The sequence below is a fragment of the Paenibacillus sp. 1-8 genome (assembly GCF_056316205.1).
Window position 1 is genome coordinate 329,016 of record NZ_CM149995.1, and the last position, 15,653, is coordinate 344,668.

14 protein-coding genes are annotated in these 15,653 nt (G+C 46.1%); 6 read left to right on the plus strand and 8 right to left on the minus strand.

What is annotated here, in order from left to right:
• Positions 1-117 precede the first annotated feature (117 nt).
• The 4 genes from ppdK (at position 118) to AC0WRU_RS01500 (ending at position 5,379) form a co-directional block, all read left to right on the plus strand.
• Positions 118-2,790 carry a pyruvate, phosphate dikinase gene (ppdK, locus tag AC0WRU_RS01485; RefSeq protein ID WP_476126943.1) on the plus strand — a complete coding sequence of 891 codons (2,673 nt, stop codon included), beginning with the start codon at positions 118-120 and terminating at the stop codon, positions 2,788-2,790.
• Between the two features lie 238 nt (positions 2,791-3,028).
• A complete protein-coding gene (locus AC0WRU_RS01490; RefSeq protein ID WP_476126944.1) occupies positions 3,029-4,327 on the plus strand; it encodes an ABC transporter substrate-binding protein in 1,299 nt (432 codons plus the stop codon).
• A 413-nt stretch (positions 4,328-4,740) separates the two neighbouring features.
• On the plus strand, positions 4,741-5,148 hold the full coding sequence (locus AC0WRU_RS01495; protein WP_476126945.1) for a LytR/AlgR family response regulator transcription factor: 408 nt from the start codon (positions 4,741-4,743) through the stop codon (positions 5,146-5,148).
• A 60-nt stretch (positions 5,149-5,208) separates the two neighbouring features.
• A complete protein-coding gene (locus AC0WRU_RS01500; RefSeq protein ID WP_476128530.1) occupies positions 5,209-5,379 on the plus strand; it encodes a hypothetical protein in 171 nt (56 codons plus the stop codon).
• 282 nt (positions 5,380-5,661) lie between these two features.
• On the opposite strand, the gene AC0WRU_RS01505 is transcribed toward AC0WRU_RS01500, so the two are convergent.
• The 6 genes from AC0WRU_RS01505 to AC0WRU_RS01530 all read right to left on the minus strand — a co-directional run bounded on the left by AC0WRU_RS01505 (position 5,662) and on the right by AC0WRU_RS01530 (position 11,443).
• A complete protein-coding gene (locus AC0WRU_RS01505) occupies positions 5,662-6,822 on the minus strand; it encodes an alpha/beta hydrolase family protein (protein WP_165149242.1) in 1,161 nt (386 codons plus the stop codon).
• A gap of 221 nt (positions 6,823-7,043) precedes the next feature.
• Entirely contained in the window at positions 7,044-8,099 is a 1,056-nt protein-coding gene (locus AC0WRU_RS01510) for a HAMP domain-containing sensor histidine kinase (protein WP_476126946.1), read from the minus strand.
• Position 8,100: 1 nt separating this feature from the next.
• Positions 8,101-8,796: a response regulator transcription factor gene (locus AC0WRU_RS01515; protein WP_476126947.1), complete on the minus strand. Its 696-nt coding sequence runs from the start codon at positions 8,794-8,796 to the stop codon at positions 8,101-8,103.
• A 600-nt stretch (positions 8,797-9,396) separates the two neighbouring features.
• Positions 9,397-9,870 (minus strand): recombinase family protein, encoded by a 474-nt coding sequence (locus AC0WRU_RS01520; protein WP_476126948.1) that lies wholly within the window; start codon positions 9,868-9,870, stop codon positions 9,397-9,399.
• A 2-nt stretch (positions 9,871-9,872) separates the two neighbouring features.
• Positions 9,873-10,028: a hypothetical protein gene (locus AC0WRU_RS01525; protein WP_431091101.1), complete on the minus strand. Its 156-nt coding sequence runs from the start codon at positions 10,026-10,028 to the stop codon at positions 9,873-9,875.
• Positions 10,029-10,606: 578 nt separating this feature from the next.
• A complete protein-coding gene (locus tag AC0WRU_RS01530) occupies positions 10,607-11,443 on the minus strand; it encodes a helix-turn-helix transcriptional regulator (protein ID WP_476126949.1) in 837 nt (278 codons plus the stop codon).
• A gap of 138 nt (positions 11,444-11,581) precedes the next feature.
• On the opposite strand from AC0WRU_RS01530, the gene AC0WRU_RS01535 reads away from it, so the two are divergent.
• Entirely contained in the window at positions 11,582-12,868 is a 1,287-nt protein-coding gene (locus tag AC0WRU_RS01535) for a Gfo/Idh/MocA family protein (protein WP_476126950.1), read from the plus strand.
• A gap of 113 nt (positions 12,869-12,981) precedes the next feature.
• On the opposite strand, the gene AC0WRU_RS01540 is transcribed toward AC0WRU_RS01535, so the two are convergent.
• A complete protein-coding gene (locus AC0WRU_RS01540; protein ID WP_476126951.1) occupies positions 12,982-13,818 on the minus strand; it encodes a carbonic anhydrase in 837 nt (278 codons plus the stop codon).
• Between the two features lie 117 nt (positions 13,819-13,935).
• On the minus strand, positions 13,936-14,301 hold the full coding sequence (locus tag AC0WRU_RS01545) for a winged helix-turn-helix transcriptional regulator (protein WP_025683668.1): 366 nt from the start codon (positions 14,299-14,301) through the stop codon (positions 13,936-13,938).
• Between the two features lie 145 nt (positions 14,302-14,446).
• Between AC0WRU_RS01545 and AC0WRU_RS01550 the strand changes: the two genes are divergently transcribed.
• Complete coding sequence (locus AC0WRU_RS01550; RefSeq protein WP_025683669.1) at positions 14,447-15,652, plus strand: MFS transporter; 1,206 nt, start codon at positions 14,447-14,449, stop codon at positions 15,650-15,652.
• The last annotated feature ends 1 nt before the right edge of the window (position 15,653 follow it).

A 15,653-nucleotide genomic window follows, 5' to 3' on the forward strand; every position in this document is an offset into this window, starting at 1 on the left:
TATAAATATATATTACGTCATATATGTTGAAATAACCTTCTGCTTTGTGTTACAACTTTAGATAGACATACTGACTAATTCAGGCATGCATCTCAACAAGCGGAGGGAATGAATTCAATGCTGAAAAGAGTGTATTCATTTAATGAAGGCAGGTTGGGGATGAAAGCGCTGTTAGGTGGAAAAGGCGCAAACCTCGCGGAAATGACGACACTGGGTCTCCCGATCCCTCCCGGCTTTACAGTGACCACTGAGGCGTGCCGGGCCTACTTTACTTCCGGGGGCAAGCTTCCGGAGGGCTTATTGGGGGAAATCGTAATCGCCCTGCACGACATTGAGGAAGCCCAGTCGGCTATATTCGGAGATACGGAGCGCCCCCTGCTGGTATCTGTTCGTTCAGGATCAGTGACCTCGATGCCCGGTATGATGGATACGATCCTGAACCTGGGTCTTAATGATGAAACCGTGCGCGGATTGGCCGTGCAGGCGGGAAATGAAACCTTCGCCTATGACTGTTACCGCAGATTTATTCAAATGTTTGGCGATGTAGTGCTGGGTATAGACTCCATTCATTTTGACCAGCTTCAGGAACAGAGCAAGCAAACCAACGGGCGTGCCAGTGACCAGGAGGTTAGCGCGAAAGAATGGAAGGAACTGATCGCAAATTATAAAGATCTTGTCGCAGAGCAGAGCGGACAGCCGTTTCCACAGGATGTGTATCAGCAATTGCAACTGGCGGTAGAGGCTGTATTCCGTAGCTGGAACAATATGCGTGCCAAGGTTTACCGCAAAGCTTACGGTATTCCAGATGAACAAGGAACAGCAGTGAACATTCAGGCCATGGTGTTTGGCAATCTCGGCAACGACAGTGGAACCGGGGTGCTCTTCACCCGCAATCCCTCCACAGGTGTAAAGGAGCTGTACGGTGAGTATATGGTAAATGCTCAGGGAGAGGACGTCGTGGCTGGAATAAGAACGCCTAACCCTATTCCTCAGCTTTTGGAAGAGCAGCCGCTAGTCTATGATCGTCTGGAAGAGCTGGCTTCCTTGCTGGAGCGTCATTACCGGGATATGCAGGATATCGAATTTACGATTGAAAAAGGAAATTTGTATCTGCTGCAGACGCGCAGCGGCAAAAGAACGGCGCAAGCGGCTGTAAAAATAGCTGTAGATTTGGTGGAGGAAGGGATTATCAGCCAAGAGGAGGCGATCCAACGGATCGAGCCGTCCCACATGGATCAACTGCTGCATCGCTCCATTGATACTTCCACACCGCTGGTGGCGATTGCCCAAGGTCTGCCAGCTTCGCCCGGCGCAGCGAGTGGGCGCATTGTATTCGACGCCGATACGGCGGAGAACTGGACGAAGGATGGGCAGAAGGTCATCCTGGTCAGTGTGGAGACCTCACCTGACGATGTTCACGGGATCATTGCCGCCGAAGGCGTGCTGACAAGTCGAGGTGGGATGACCAGCCATGCTGCTGTGGTTGCGAGAGGCATGGGTAAACCCTGCATTTGCGGCTGCGACGCGCTGAGCATTGATCTGGACAGTCGAAGCGTCAGCATCGGTACCCTGACCTTTCAGGAAGGGGAGGATATTTCGCTCGATTCGACCTCCGGACAGGTGTACCAAGGCAGTCTGTCGCTGAGCGAGCCGGTCATTACACCAGAGTTACTGAAGCTGCTGGAGATTGCGGACGGAATTCGGACGTTGAAGGTCTACACCAATGCGGATACGCCACTCGACGCAGTCAAAGCCCGGGAATTTGGAGCCGAAGGCATCGGGCTTTGTCGTACAGAGCATATGTTTTTCTCGGGCAATCGCCTGCCTATCGTTCAGGCGATGATTTTGGCTGATGATCAGGAGGAGCGGGTTCTTCATTTGAAGCGTCTGCTCCAAATGCAACAGTTTGACTTTGAGGCTATGTTCAGTGCGATGGACGGTTTGCCGATGACGATTCGCCTGCTGGACCCGCCGTTACATGAGTTCCTGCCGAATCTGGAACAGCTTCAGGAGCAGCAGCGGGAGCTTGAGCTTTTGGGGGGCCATGTAGAGGAGCTTCAACGTCTTAAAAGTACCATCTCCAAGGTGCACGACCTTCGAGAAATTAACCCTATGCTGGGTCTGCGCGGTGTTCGGCTGGGCATTCTGTTTCCAGAGATCTACGACATGCAGATTGAAGCGATTTTTAAGGCTGCGGAAGCGGCACTGCGCAGGGGCGTGGATGTGAGACCGGGGATTATGATTCCGCTGGTTGGTCACTCTAATGAACTCAAGCAAATGAGGGAACTGATTGATGAGGTAGCCGTTCAGGTGCTTAGCGAGGAATTCAAGTGGTTCAAGTATCGGGTGGGCACCATGATTGAGGTTCCAAGAGCCGCCCTGCTTGCAGACAGCGTGGCACAGTACGCCGACTTTTTCTCCTTTGGAACCAATGATCTGACACAAATGACCTTTGGTTACAGTCGGGATGATGCCGAAGGTAAATTCCTCGGCTCCTATATGGAAAAGAATATTCTGGAAACGAACCCTTTTCAGGTGTTGGATCAGGATGGCGTAGGCAAATTGATCGAATGGGCTGTTATCAAGGGTAAGGCAAAAAAGCCTTTTCTGGAGACAGGTATCTGTGGTGAGCATGGCGGGGATAGAGAGTCTATTCTCTTTTGTCACCGCAGCGGACTGGACTATGTCAGTTGCTCACCGTACCGGGTGCCGTTTGCCCGCATTGCCGCCGCCCAAGCTGCTTTGCTTGTCAGAGCGGAGCAACCTGAGGGAGCGTTGTCCGTTTTGTAGCTGAGTAGTCTCTACATTTCAATAACACCTTTAAGGCAGCCTTGATCCAAAGGCTGCCTTGTTCGTTTTGCACCACGTTTTACATACATATATCTCGTTGAGAAGAAAAAAATTATATAAAATTGAAAATGGTGATATCGTGTTCCCTCCTCCTACATATGATGATAGGGAAAGTTTTTGTAAGCGCTTTAATAAAAGAATGACATACAACCATGCAAAGCTACAGGAGGCGGTTAAGATGGACAATTACATGAGCTGGATAAAAATTGGTTTTTTTCTCAGCGTTCTGTTTTTACTTGCAGCGGCATGCAGTACCTCTCCCAAAATAGATAACACGGAAGGGAAAAAAGTTCGGCTGACCATGCAAGTCTGGGGGAATCCTGCGGAGGTGAAGGTGTATCAGCGGGCGCTGGATGCATTTGAAAAGGAAAACCCAAATATTGAGGTTAAGCTGGTGCCTGTACCGGGAGACCAATATGAGCAAAAGCTGTTGACACAGCTTCAGGGAAGTCGCGGACCGGATGTGTTTTATTCGTATGAGCCCACGATTGCGCGTTTGATCGGGGCGAAGCAGGTACAGCCGTTGGGTGAATTTTTAAAAAGTGATGCCAGTGATGTGAAGGCCGAAGATTTTCCGGAGGGATTGTGGGGCCCAGCCCAACGTGATGGGGAAATTTACGGGGTCACTCCTGACTCGAATCCCATGGTGATGTACTACAACAAGAAGGTCTTTAAGGATGCCGGTGTGAAGACACCGCAGGAATACTATGACGAAGGCAAATGGAATTGGGATGCCTTTGAGGAGGTTACATCGAAGCTGAAGGCTGCCGGAAAGCAGGGCTATATTGCAGAAAACTGGTGGGCTCACTGGTATTCATGGGTGTGGTCGAATGGCGGACGGATCTTTGATGAACAAGGCAAGTATGTGCTGAACCACAATGAAAAGGGCAAGGAAGCCTTCGGTTTTATGTACGATATGGTGAAAAAGGGAAATGCGGTATATCTCGGCTCGCTTCCCAAAGGGCAAGGGGCTGACGCGATGTTCATGTCCAATCAAGTCGGTATGCTGGCGGCGGGAAGATGGCTGGAGCCCTTGTTTAGTCAAAATAAAAGTCTCGACTTCGATTATATCTACTGGCCTTCCAACACGGGCAAAAATGAACCTGTCGCCATACCGGTTGCCTACGTAGCTGTGAACAAAAATAGTCCGCATGTGCAAGAGGCCATGAAGCTGGCAGCATTCTACGTCTCTGTGAAGGGGCAGGAGGCGCGGCTGGTTGAAGGTGGGAACGCCATGGGTACGCTTGCCGCCGCAGATGAGAGCATTATGAAAAAGGCGACAATTGAGCATTCAAGCTATTTGACCGAGGGACGTGACATAGGGCATGCTCATGGATCTACACTGGCCTATGATGCTCAGGTACCGGGATTAAACTCGGATATCACGGAGACGATTGACCTGATGTTCCTCGGCAAGCAGGATGCTGCGGCAACGATTGAGAAGCTGAATCAGATCATTTCCAAGGCGGTCAAGTAAGCACGGGATGACCCGTGACCGGGGAGGAAGGTGACCAGATGCAGAAAAAGCATCAAGCGCTGTGGGGCTGCCTTTTCATTGGCCCCCAGCTTCTTGGTCTGTTATGCTATTGCTAAAAATTGTCTTCCAGGTTCTGATTAGTTACCCCTTAAAGGTCAGAATTTCGCCTTAAAAACAAGCAAGGAATTCGAGTCGTCCATGTAGAAGTTGTTGTTGTCGAGGAAAAAAAGCTTCCAAATAGGTCGTCTCCCGCTACGCCGTATTATGAAGGAAACCCGTCTGAAGATGAATTGCCCGTCCCCGTCATAGAATCACATATCAAGCAATTCGGCAAAGTACCGCAGGCTGTAGCCACCGACCGTAAATTTTCAACACTTGTAGCTTAACTGTACAAATGAAGGAAGTGGTATGCCGTGAAAGTCGTAATTTGTGAAGACGGATGTTTTTGGCGCGATGCGTTAAAAGCGTCTATATCTCGGTGGGCTTTAAATAAAAATATAGAGCTGCAATGTGCTCATTTTTATTCGTCCCAGAAATTAATTCAATATCTTAATGCTCACATAGATATAGACGTAGTTTTGCTCGATATTTCGCTAAGTAGTGAAGAAGATATTGATGGGATGACTACACCAAAGTATATCCGGAAAATGGGGAATCGGGTACCTATCATTTTTGTTACCGTTGATTCTGCTCGTGCTATTGACGGATATTTAGTGGAAGCAATGGGTTTCTTGAAAAAACCTATTGACGAGAAGCGACTTTCGCTATTTTTGGATAGAATAGTGAAGCAAAAAAACCGGAGCGAGTGTTTACTATCATAGCAGAGTCCATGACAAATTGTGTTCGTCAAAGTGATTTAGTTATTAGGTTGTTACAATTTTATCCAGATAAATAGGTCATATGTGATTGCAAAATCTAAAATCTACAGAGTAAAAATAACTTATCCATATTCCGTCGATATTTTTAATGGTCATGAGATTACCAATCTTCCCGTGAGCAGAAATTATATTAATAATCTGCTTGAGGTATACTCAGGTGATGTATTGCCGTGAATATTATGAATCACCAGAAAGGCATGACCATATTAATGGAGGGTGCCGCGAAACAGCTAATTTACAGCTGATTTGCGACACCCTCTTTTAGTTGTCCGGACGGAAATGTACTCGTATTTCATGCTGTTTACGTCATCAACATACTATCTACGCCAGTCCATTGAAATTTCTTCTGTACTATTTGATAATCTAGACACAACAGAAGAAACGATTGACTCATATTCAAAACTACGAAAGGAGAATGCGAGTGAAATAGACTTTTACGTTATAACGTCTTGGCAATCACTCAGGGCGAGGTGCGGCTGGCCCAAGCCCAATTGAGCAGAGCCAATTCAGCGCTACCTCATGCAGCACGTTGATGTTGTCTACCTGACAGTGTTCTAATCCGCCAAGTCGTCTATCCTCTATCGGGAAGAACGTCTTGTTTTTCGAACCCGCTTGCTCATAATTTTTCAAGGCTTGTGTCAGCGGATTTGGCTGAACCAATATCTCTTCCGCTCCGTGCATTACAAGAAGCGGACATTCTATCTGGTGGAGCACGCCCTCAAGATCATAGGCAAAACGCGGATTACCCGCAAAGTCCTCCAAGCTTTTTGCCCCCAGAATTCTCATGCCATGTGCGGCCAGACTCGGTGGCATCCATTTAAGCATTGCATCCCAATCAAAGGCGTGCGTACCGCCGTCGGAGATGACGGCAGCAATCCTGTGATCGAACGAAGCGAATCGCAAAGAGTCGTAAGCCGCAAAACTCTCACCGTGCACGATAATCTTATCAGGATCGACTTCCGGCCGCGTTAGAAGAAAGTCGATTGCTCGGGAATGGAAAGCCTCACTGTCCGCTCGTCTTCCTTTTCCCTTTTCGTACAGCGAGAGGCCGGTGCCAGGCTGGTCATAGACCAGAAAGTTATATCCACACGAAATAAAAGCGGGACCTAGCCAGAAATAGTTTTCAATTGACCACTCATCGCCACCGTTGAGAGCAAAAAGGGTCGGCTTCGGACCTTTTATCCAGGAAGGGGAGAAGAAGTAACCATCCAGCTTGACATCTTCGTAATCGACTTGGATCTTCTCCGGTTGGACATCGAAGTACTTTCCGGCAGCTTCGAAGAGTTCATTTACTTTCTTAAATACACGGATTTTCTCGGTGTCATCATCCATCACCGCATATTCCGCAATTCTGTAGTAATTGCAGGCACGAATGTAGCAGTTTCGTGCTGTATACCAGTTTCCAGCCGTTTCGGCCTCCTTGCCGTGTCTTTCCAATGCCTGAGCCGTTATGAGCCATTCCCTGTGCCACGTGTCCTTGTCGTCGGGGTCGATTTTTTTGCAGGCCTCGTAGATCTCGGTGACGTCCGTAGCACCGAGGCTTGCCATACCTAAAGCTTTGGTGACTTGGTATGACATCATGTAGTGATTGGGCCAACGGCTGAACTCAATTGACATTGTAACATCCTCCTTTTCCAGTTCTAGTTATTGTAGTTTTTTTACTACAAGTAATTTTTACAGCACAAAGATAAAGCTTCTTTAAAAGAAAAATAAATGTTTGTAAAGAGAATATAAAAAATTATAAAACACTGAAAAAATAAAAATGGCTGCTGCCTGGGTGTTCACAGCTGGCAGCAGCCTTTAACTCCTGTAGTAAAAGAAAATGCGCAAAAATAAAATCAGTGTTGTGCGGCCAAGGGAAGGCTGAATCTTATCCCCAAACCGCCATATTCGGAAGGGTAGGCGCCAATTTCGCCCCTATGATGTTCAATAATGGATTTACAGCTTGCAAGACCCAGCCCCAGCCCGCCCTTTTGGATTTGCCGCGATTTATCCACAGTGAAAAATTTGAGGAACAGAGAAGATATATCCTTATCCGGCACTCCAATTCCATTATCCTCGATTTGAAAAAAGGCATACTGTCCTAGCGGGTATCCGGTCATATACACTTTCAGCTTATTTTTCCCTCCATATCTTACAGCATTGCTAAAGAGGTTGCCGAAAACCCGACGCATCATCGGTTCATTGACCATCAGCAATATATTTTCCGTGAATGAATGGCGGCAAGTAAGCTCGTTGTCAAGTCCCGCCAACTCATACTCATATTCAAGGGCAATGTTTTCAAATAATTTTGATGCTTTTACAGGTTTAGCTACCATAGATTCCAACTCCAGTTTTTCTTTGGTGAAGCTGGAGAAATCATTGATGAGTTCGACCATATATCCTGACTTCTTTTGAATCAAATCATAATATTCCTGCTTTTCAGTTTCTGGTAAATCCTTGTGCGTAGCCAGCAGTTCAGTAAAACCATTAATAGATGTCAAGGGTGTTTTCAAGTCGTGGGCAATTGCCGCGATCATATCGATCTGCTCTTTGTGCGCGAGTTGAAGCCGATGCTCCATCTTATTGAAGTGTTTATAAAGTTCTCCGATCTCGTCATTACTTCTCAGAGCTAGCGGAGGCAGTGGATGTACAATATTTACTTCTTCAAGCCTGGTATTCAGAAGCTGAATGGGTTTCTCTATGCAAAAATGAATATAGATAATCAGAATAATAAATATGAAACAGGCAATTGCAAATATGGGCAGGAGCAATGCTATATATCGCGAGTCCAGCAATGAACTGCGTATAGGGGAATATACTGCAAAGACAAGCTTCAGGTACATTCCAATCGAAAACATGAATATTATAAACATCAGCAGGAACAAAAGAGGAAGCTTTATTTTCAGTTTCATACTATTGCTCTCTTTCCGTGTATTTATATCCTATGCCCCATATTGTTTTAATAAAGTCATATTCAGGACCAAGTTTCTTACGGATATTTTTTATATGAACCGTTACGGTATTTATTTCTCCGTATTCGTCTCCCCAGACGTTTTCATATATCTGCTCACGAGTCAATACATTATTGGGGTGGCGCATGAGGATAGACAGAATCTGAAATTCCTTCGTTGATAAGTCGAGCTTCCTGCTATTCAGGAATGCTTCAAACGTCTTATCGTTCAAAATGAGCCGAGAATCCGCCTTTTCGTTACTGGGACTAAGTTCATCCCACTCTTTAAAAAGCCTGTCCACTTTTCTGAAGTGAGCCTTTATCCTGGAGACAAGCTCCTGAATACTGAAAGGTTTGGTCATGTAATCGTCTGCTCCTATTTCGAGCCCGACGATTTTATCAATGTCCTTATCACGCGCACTTAAAAACAGAATTGGAACATTATAAGAATTTCGGATACTTCTGCAGACATCAAGTCCATCCATATCAGGCATCACTATATCAAGAACGACGAAATCAATGTGATTTTCTTCCAATGCAGATAAGGCTTCTTTCCCAGAATATGCCGAAAATATTGCAAATTGCTCGTACCTTAAACTCTTTGTGATGAGTTTTACGATTTCTTCATCGTCGTCTACAACTAATATCGTTTTTAGCATATTTATACCTCCCAGCCGCTTTAAATGGACTGAATTTATAAAACAAGAGCCGCATGGACTTCTCGCATTGAAAAAAGTCGCGCTCAAAGCGTCTCTCCAGTCCCGGATAAGCTGGAAAAAGAGCTTGAGCAACGACCTGGGCAATGCTGGCTTTAACAAACTGGCATGCTCTTCAATAGCGGTCGAGCTATGCACATATTCCAGCTTGAAGGCCTGCACATAGCTTTTGACGTAATGTCCGGGAGTGTGTCTAATCAAAAGACAGTGTGAAAAGGCTGAAAACCATCACAAGTTTTGGTTTTCAGCCTTTTCCGATAAAGTCCATCCGAGCTACGCACTCCACATGACTTGAGTGTCGGTCACTGTAATTTAAGCCGTAAGAAGAGCGGTGGCGGTTGTAATGAATGTTTACCGAGCCATCCGCTTGAACTTCAATCTTATCGACTAAACGATGTACCATCTCAGAAGTCGGTTCATCCAACTTCATGAACCGCTTGAGTTCCTTCTTCAATCGAATGATACTTTCTCCTGTGCTACTACTTGCCTGTCTTTTGTTCCTTCAGCTTATCAATACGCTTTTGCAATGTTTGCAATTGCTTCTCAGCTTGCCTCCTTGCTTGTGTCGCCTTTGAACTCGCCTTTTTTTGCCTTACTGCTGAGCGCGGCTTTTATTCTTGTTGACGTGCGCTGTGACTCCTGTTCGTAAATCCAAGCATAAAGCCCGAACATATCATTTTTGCGTTTAATGGTATTGATGGCATTGTCCAGCGTTACTATGCCAATACCATTATCCGTAGCCATATCCCTGATCTGATAGGATAGCCCGCCGTTACGAGCAAGGCGTGAAAGTTCTTTTGCAAGAATTACATCAAATTTCCGAGCCTTTGCATCCTCTATCAAGCGTTGCAGATGTTCTCTCTTACCAGTTGTCCCGCTCTCAACATCTACATAGAAGTCAAATACACCCCAACCCCTATCCTCTAGGTACTGGTAGAAAAAACTTCTCTGATTCTCTAATGACGATTTTTGTTCTTCTTTATCTGTCGAAACACGAATATATACTGCACATCTCATAGTTACGCCACCTCTTCACTATGAGATGTATTGGCGTTGCCATCATTATATATTAAGCCTTCCTGATGTTCCATAATTCTGTCAATCTCAGCATCAATCAACGGCATAAAAAGTGTTAGGAAAGAATCTTTACCTATGTAGGTTCTTTCAATTTTCATATTGCATCGCCCCTACTCTTAGTAGTCGTTTTATGTAGGAAAAAAGGTGCGATGGTATTTAATTTCCAGAATATTCATGAAAGATGATGTAATTAGGAAATCCTACTAACTCAAAATGGAGGAAGTACATGTCAAGAGATACCTTTTTAAGAAATGTAAATAGTCTTATTCAAATGCATTCTCAGGGACAACTTGGTGGCGATGTAATGCCTGAAGATGCTCTTAATTGGAATTGTCCCAAAAGAGGAATTACCAAATACATTGACTCTTGGAATGTCCCTAAACTATCAAAGGAACTCATATTCACTATGGGAGTCGATTGCACAAGCATATCTCGATAATGATTCAAGATGGGGATTTAATCCCGAAATTGTATCCGAACGGGGTTTAGATGAATTGCGTAATATCTTAGTTCGTTACCGTGTTGCTTTACAACCCAACCGTCATCCAGAAATTTGGCAACGTGTTTCAAAAGGAATAGCAAAGTCATCCCCTAAATATGAGGTTCTCGGGTTTTACTGGTTATATGTCATGGAATCTTATGCAGGGATAGGGAATTAAGGGGTAGGGGCATTTCTCTACTCCTTTTTGTATTTTTTTCGGTACTGTAGCGGGGTGTGCCCGGTAAGATGTTTGAATACACGACCAAAGTGAGCGATGCTGTCAAAACCCGTTTTTTCAGCAATGGAAGTCACTTTCCAGTTTGTTTCTCTCAAATACGCACGAGCCTGCTGGACCCGCACATCTTGAAGATATTCTACTAAGGTAAAACCTGTTGTCTGCTTGAAAATACGGCACAAATACGTGCTGCTAATATAAAAATGCTCAGCCAGCTGATCTAGCGACAGGCTCTCGGCATAATGAGCATGCAGGTATGCAATGACCGAGTACACGCGCTGCTGCTTTTCGCTACGTTCCGGTGCAATGGTATCGGCAGTGGCCGATTGTATGCGCCGGATGCGGATAAGGAGCTGGAGTAGCAAGCTTTGGAGATATAGTTGGCGGTAGGCATGTTCTTGGTGGTATTCATCCAGCATTTGCTGGAATAGATGCTCCAGCTCGCATTGTTCTTCCGCGGAGGGGCGAAGCAGAAAGCTTTTTTCTGGCAGAAGAAGCTGGTTCTGATCGTTGGAGGGAGAGACAGCCATTGACGAGGCTGCAAATTCTTCATCAAAGTTAATCAAAATCCGTTTATGGCTACCGCTACCCTTGTTACTCGTACGGTGAAAATCATGTTTGCTGATCCAAATCAGATCGCCCTTCTGAAGCGCGTATACCCGCTGATTAATGTAGTAGTAGCGCTCTCCTGCCAGCAAATAATAGATTTCGTGCGCTTGGTGGACATGGTCGGCGGACATGCTGAATGGCACCGTCCGTAGCGTTTGCTCGATGGCAAAACGGGGTGTAGCGATCATAGCGATAGTCTCCTTTAATGAAAAAATACATAAGGATAATATATGTATACTTTTTGGGAAAAATCATAATAAAAGCGAAGATTTCGCTCTTTCTTATACTATAAAATAAAAGCAATTCATGTAAAGGGTGTGAACCAATTGGCTAAAATCAAATATGCACTTGTGGGTACCGGAGGAAGAGCCGAATTTTTTTACGGTGAAGTTGTTACCGTTTTCAAAGATACCTCGGAGCTGATCGCGTTCTGTGACGTCAATCAGACGAGAATGGATTATGCCAATCAGCTGTTGCAGGAGAAATACGAGCATGAGCCGATTGCGACCTATAAAGCTCACGAGTTTGATCGGATGATCGCGGAGACGAAGCCGGATATCGTCATTGTCACGACCATTGACCGGGTGCATCATCGGTATATTATCCGGGCGATGGAGTTGGGCTGTGATGTCATTTCCGAGAAGCCGATGACGGTGGATGAGGACAAATGCCAAGACATTCTGGATGTCATAGAACGCACGGGACGAAAGCTGCGCGTCACCTTTAACTATCGTTATGCGCCGCATAATACGAAAATCCGCGAGATTATTATGGACGGAACGCTCGGAGAGGTGCTGTCAGTCAATTTTGAATGGCTGCTGAATACACAGCATGGCGCGGATTATTTCCGTCGGTGGCACCGGGACAAGCGCAATAGCGGCGGTCTGCTGGTGCATAAATCGACGCATCATTTTGATCTAATGAACTTCTGGCTCGGCTCGAAACCGGAGATGGTGTATGCGATGGGGGATCTGAAATTTTATGGCCGGGAAAATGCGGAGCAGCGTGGCGTGACGGAGTTTTATCAACGGGCTTACGGCAGCAAGGCAGCGGAAAATGACCCTTTTGCGCTACACCTGGACCGTAACGAACATCTAAAAAGCATGTATCTGGATGCTGAGCATGAGGATGGCTATGTGCGGGATCAAAGCGTATTTGGCGACAATATCAGCATTGAAGATACGCTGAGTGTCATGGTGAAGTATCAGAACAAGACGGTGATGAACTATTCGCTGAATGCTTACATGCCTTGGGAGGGATTTATCATCGTATTTAACGGCACGAAAGGACGGATGGAGGTTCGGGTATCCGAGCAATCCTATGTTAATTCCGGTGGCAGCAAGGCAGATGAGGGTGCGTTAAAAGAGAAGACCATCACCATCTATCCCCACTTTGCAGCACCTTATGAGGTTGAGGTAGAAGAAGGCGTAGGTGGTCATGGCGGAGGAGATCCAGTTATGCTGCGTGATATTTTCGATAAGCCGGCAGAGGATCGGTTTCATCGTGCGGCCTCACATATCGACGGTGCATGGTCCATTTTAACAGGCATCGCCGCCAATCGCTCCATCCGTACGGGCCAGCCAGTGAAGGTGGAGGAACTGGTGCGTTTGTAATGAGCAGTAAATTTCATATCCAGAAGACCCCTCTAACTAGTTTGAACAGAGGGGTCTTTTGGGTTGTATTTATATAATAGAAGGCACCTTACATCTTACGGCACTTTATTTTATTATTTATCGGCAGTCAGTTCCCGGGTTCCCAGTTGTTGTACAGGACGATGGTTATCGGGGAAAATGGCAGCAAACCGGTTGATTTGGTCTGCGGACATTTCAATAGGCTGCTCCAGCACTGTCCAATTTACATGTTCTGTGCATGGCGGGGTAGTCAGCGATCCGTTGTAGCGAACGGAGTGCAGGTCTTTTGGCAGCAGCGCAGCGAGATTTATTTCTGCATCCAGAGCTGCTTCTTGGGAAATATCTTTCGGCAGTTTGGACCAAATGCGGTTGAAAGCCTTGTTTTCTTGGCCACTTTGAATAAGGACCCCTAAGACAGCTGTGCTTCCGTTGTCGCTTTGATGGACAAAATGAAGCTCCATTTCAGCGTTTTTACCATCGATTTGATGTTCGCTCGGGTGATGAAAATGAAACTGCTTTAAAGTGAATTTAGTACCGTCCAGCATGATGTTATTGCTGGCATCGACAACATTGATTTGCACAGTATGCCCATTATTCAAAATGGATGCTTTCGTATTGGTGTAATGAACTTGCAGCGGTTGCTGCGTTTGCGATGCTTCCAGATGGGTATGCTCTATATTGACAGGAGATTGTTCGTGGCCGTTACCACAGGCAACAAAATCTTTTTCCAGCTCTCCCCAATGTCCCGGTCCCTGATCTCCTTCATAGGACCAGTGTGGACTTTTCTGAACAACTGCATGGGCGTTGCTGATCGTTGAAGACGAAGTGTTGGTGGTTTTAGAGGTGGCGGGCTGAGAATTACATCCGGTTGCCGACACAACCAAGAAAATAGCAAACATGCTGGACAAGCAACCTCTCCAGTTTTTTTTCATTGTGCATGATCCTTCTTCCAAAGTAGAGTATGTGAAACTTTTTACATTGTAAATTATTGTACAAAGTTCTATCAAGGGTACAAGGACTTAGAAAGAAGGAAAGGGTGCACTCTTTTTTTACAGCTTATTTAGAATGTTATCCTCCAGTACAGCGGATTTATCCCCGTACTCTTTAATAATATGCTTTTCTCCCCAGGCGCACAGAGAATCCAAAATGCCCGTCAGACTGCAACCATATTCACTAAGCTCGTACTCCACTTTGGGAGGCACCTGATTGTAGCTAATTCGATTGACGATGCCGTCTTCCTCTAATTCCCGAAGCTGCTGCGTCAGCATTTTTTGTGTAATCGAAGGCATGATGCGTTTCAATTCGCTTGTCCGCATTTTTCCATGTTTCAAATGACACAGGATCACACACTTCCACTTCCCACCGATAACCTCTAAAGTCGCCTCAACCGAGATGTTGTATTTTTTCTGACCCAATGTCGATCCCTCCGTATGGTTCACTTTTTGTTTAGGGTACTTTTTGGTACCTATATCACTAAAAAGTACGTACTGTTCATAATTGCTTGAATAACTCATAATAACATCTGCTGGTCGAAGATTTCTATAGATAGGAGTGAAAGACATGTCGTCAGACTCAAAACGAAGTATTTGGCCATTACTGGCTTTAGCCGTAAGCGCCTTTGCCATTGGAACAACTGAGTTCATCAGTGTGGGACTACTTCCCTTGATCGCTGAGGACCTGCACATATCCGTAACCATGTCCGCCTTAACCGTCACGTTGTACGCATTAGGGGTAACCATCGGGGCTCCCGTTTTGACCTCGTTAACATCCAGTGTTCCCCGTAAAACGCTGCTGCTGTGGATCATGATTGTATTTATTGCAGGCAACAGCCTCGCTGCGTTCTCCAGTGGAATTGTCATGCTGCTGATTGCACGTGTGGTCTCGGCGTTCTCCCATGGGGTGTTTATGTCCATCGGCTCCACCATCGCAGCCGATCTTGTACCCAATGACCGCCGAGCCAGTGCCATTTCCATTATGTTCTCCGGGCTGACCGTAGCCACGGTCACGGGTGTACCCTTGGGAACCTTTATCGGGCAGCAATGGGGCTGGCGAGCGGCATTCATGGCGATTGTGATCGTCGGTGTGGTGGCACTCATCGCGAATCTGATTTTGCTGCCATCCAATCTGCGCAAAGGGAACAGAACCCCCTTCCGCGAGCAGGTCAAACTGGTTACCAATGGTCGCTTGCTACTCGCCTTTATCATTACAGCATTGGGGTATGGAGGCACGTTTGTCGTGTTTACTTATTTATCTCCATTACTTCACGACATAACCGGATTTAAGCAAAGTACGGTAACGTTCATTCTTTTGCTGTATGGAATCGCGATTGCCATAGGGAATGTCATTGGTGGAAAAGCTGCGAACCGCAAGCCGCTTTCAGCTTTATTTTACATGTTCCTGATTCAAGCTGTCGTCCTGCTCGTCCTGCTGTTCACCGCTCCTTTTAAAACCGCCGGACTGATTACGATTTTCTTCATGGGATTGCTTGCGTTCATGAACGTGCCCGGCCTACAGGTATATGTGGTGATGTTGGCTGAACGTTTTGCCCCCAAAGCCGTAGATGTCGCTTCTGCCGTCAATATCGCTGCTTTCAACGCGGGGATTGCGATTGGAGCTTATGTAGGTGGAATGGTGACGGATGCTCTGGGTCTCATTCATACGACCTGGATCGGGGCGATTATGGTTTTCGCTGCGGTTCTACTCACAGGCTGGAGTCGCACGCTAGAAAAAAGGGATACAATCACCGCAATAGGTTCACAATCTTAAT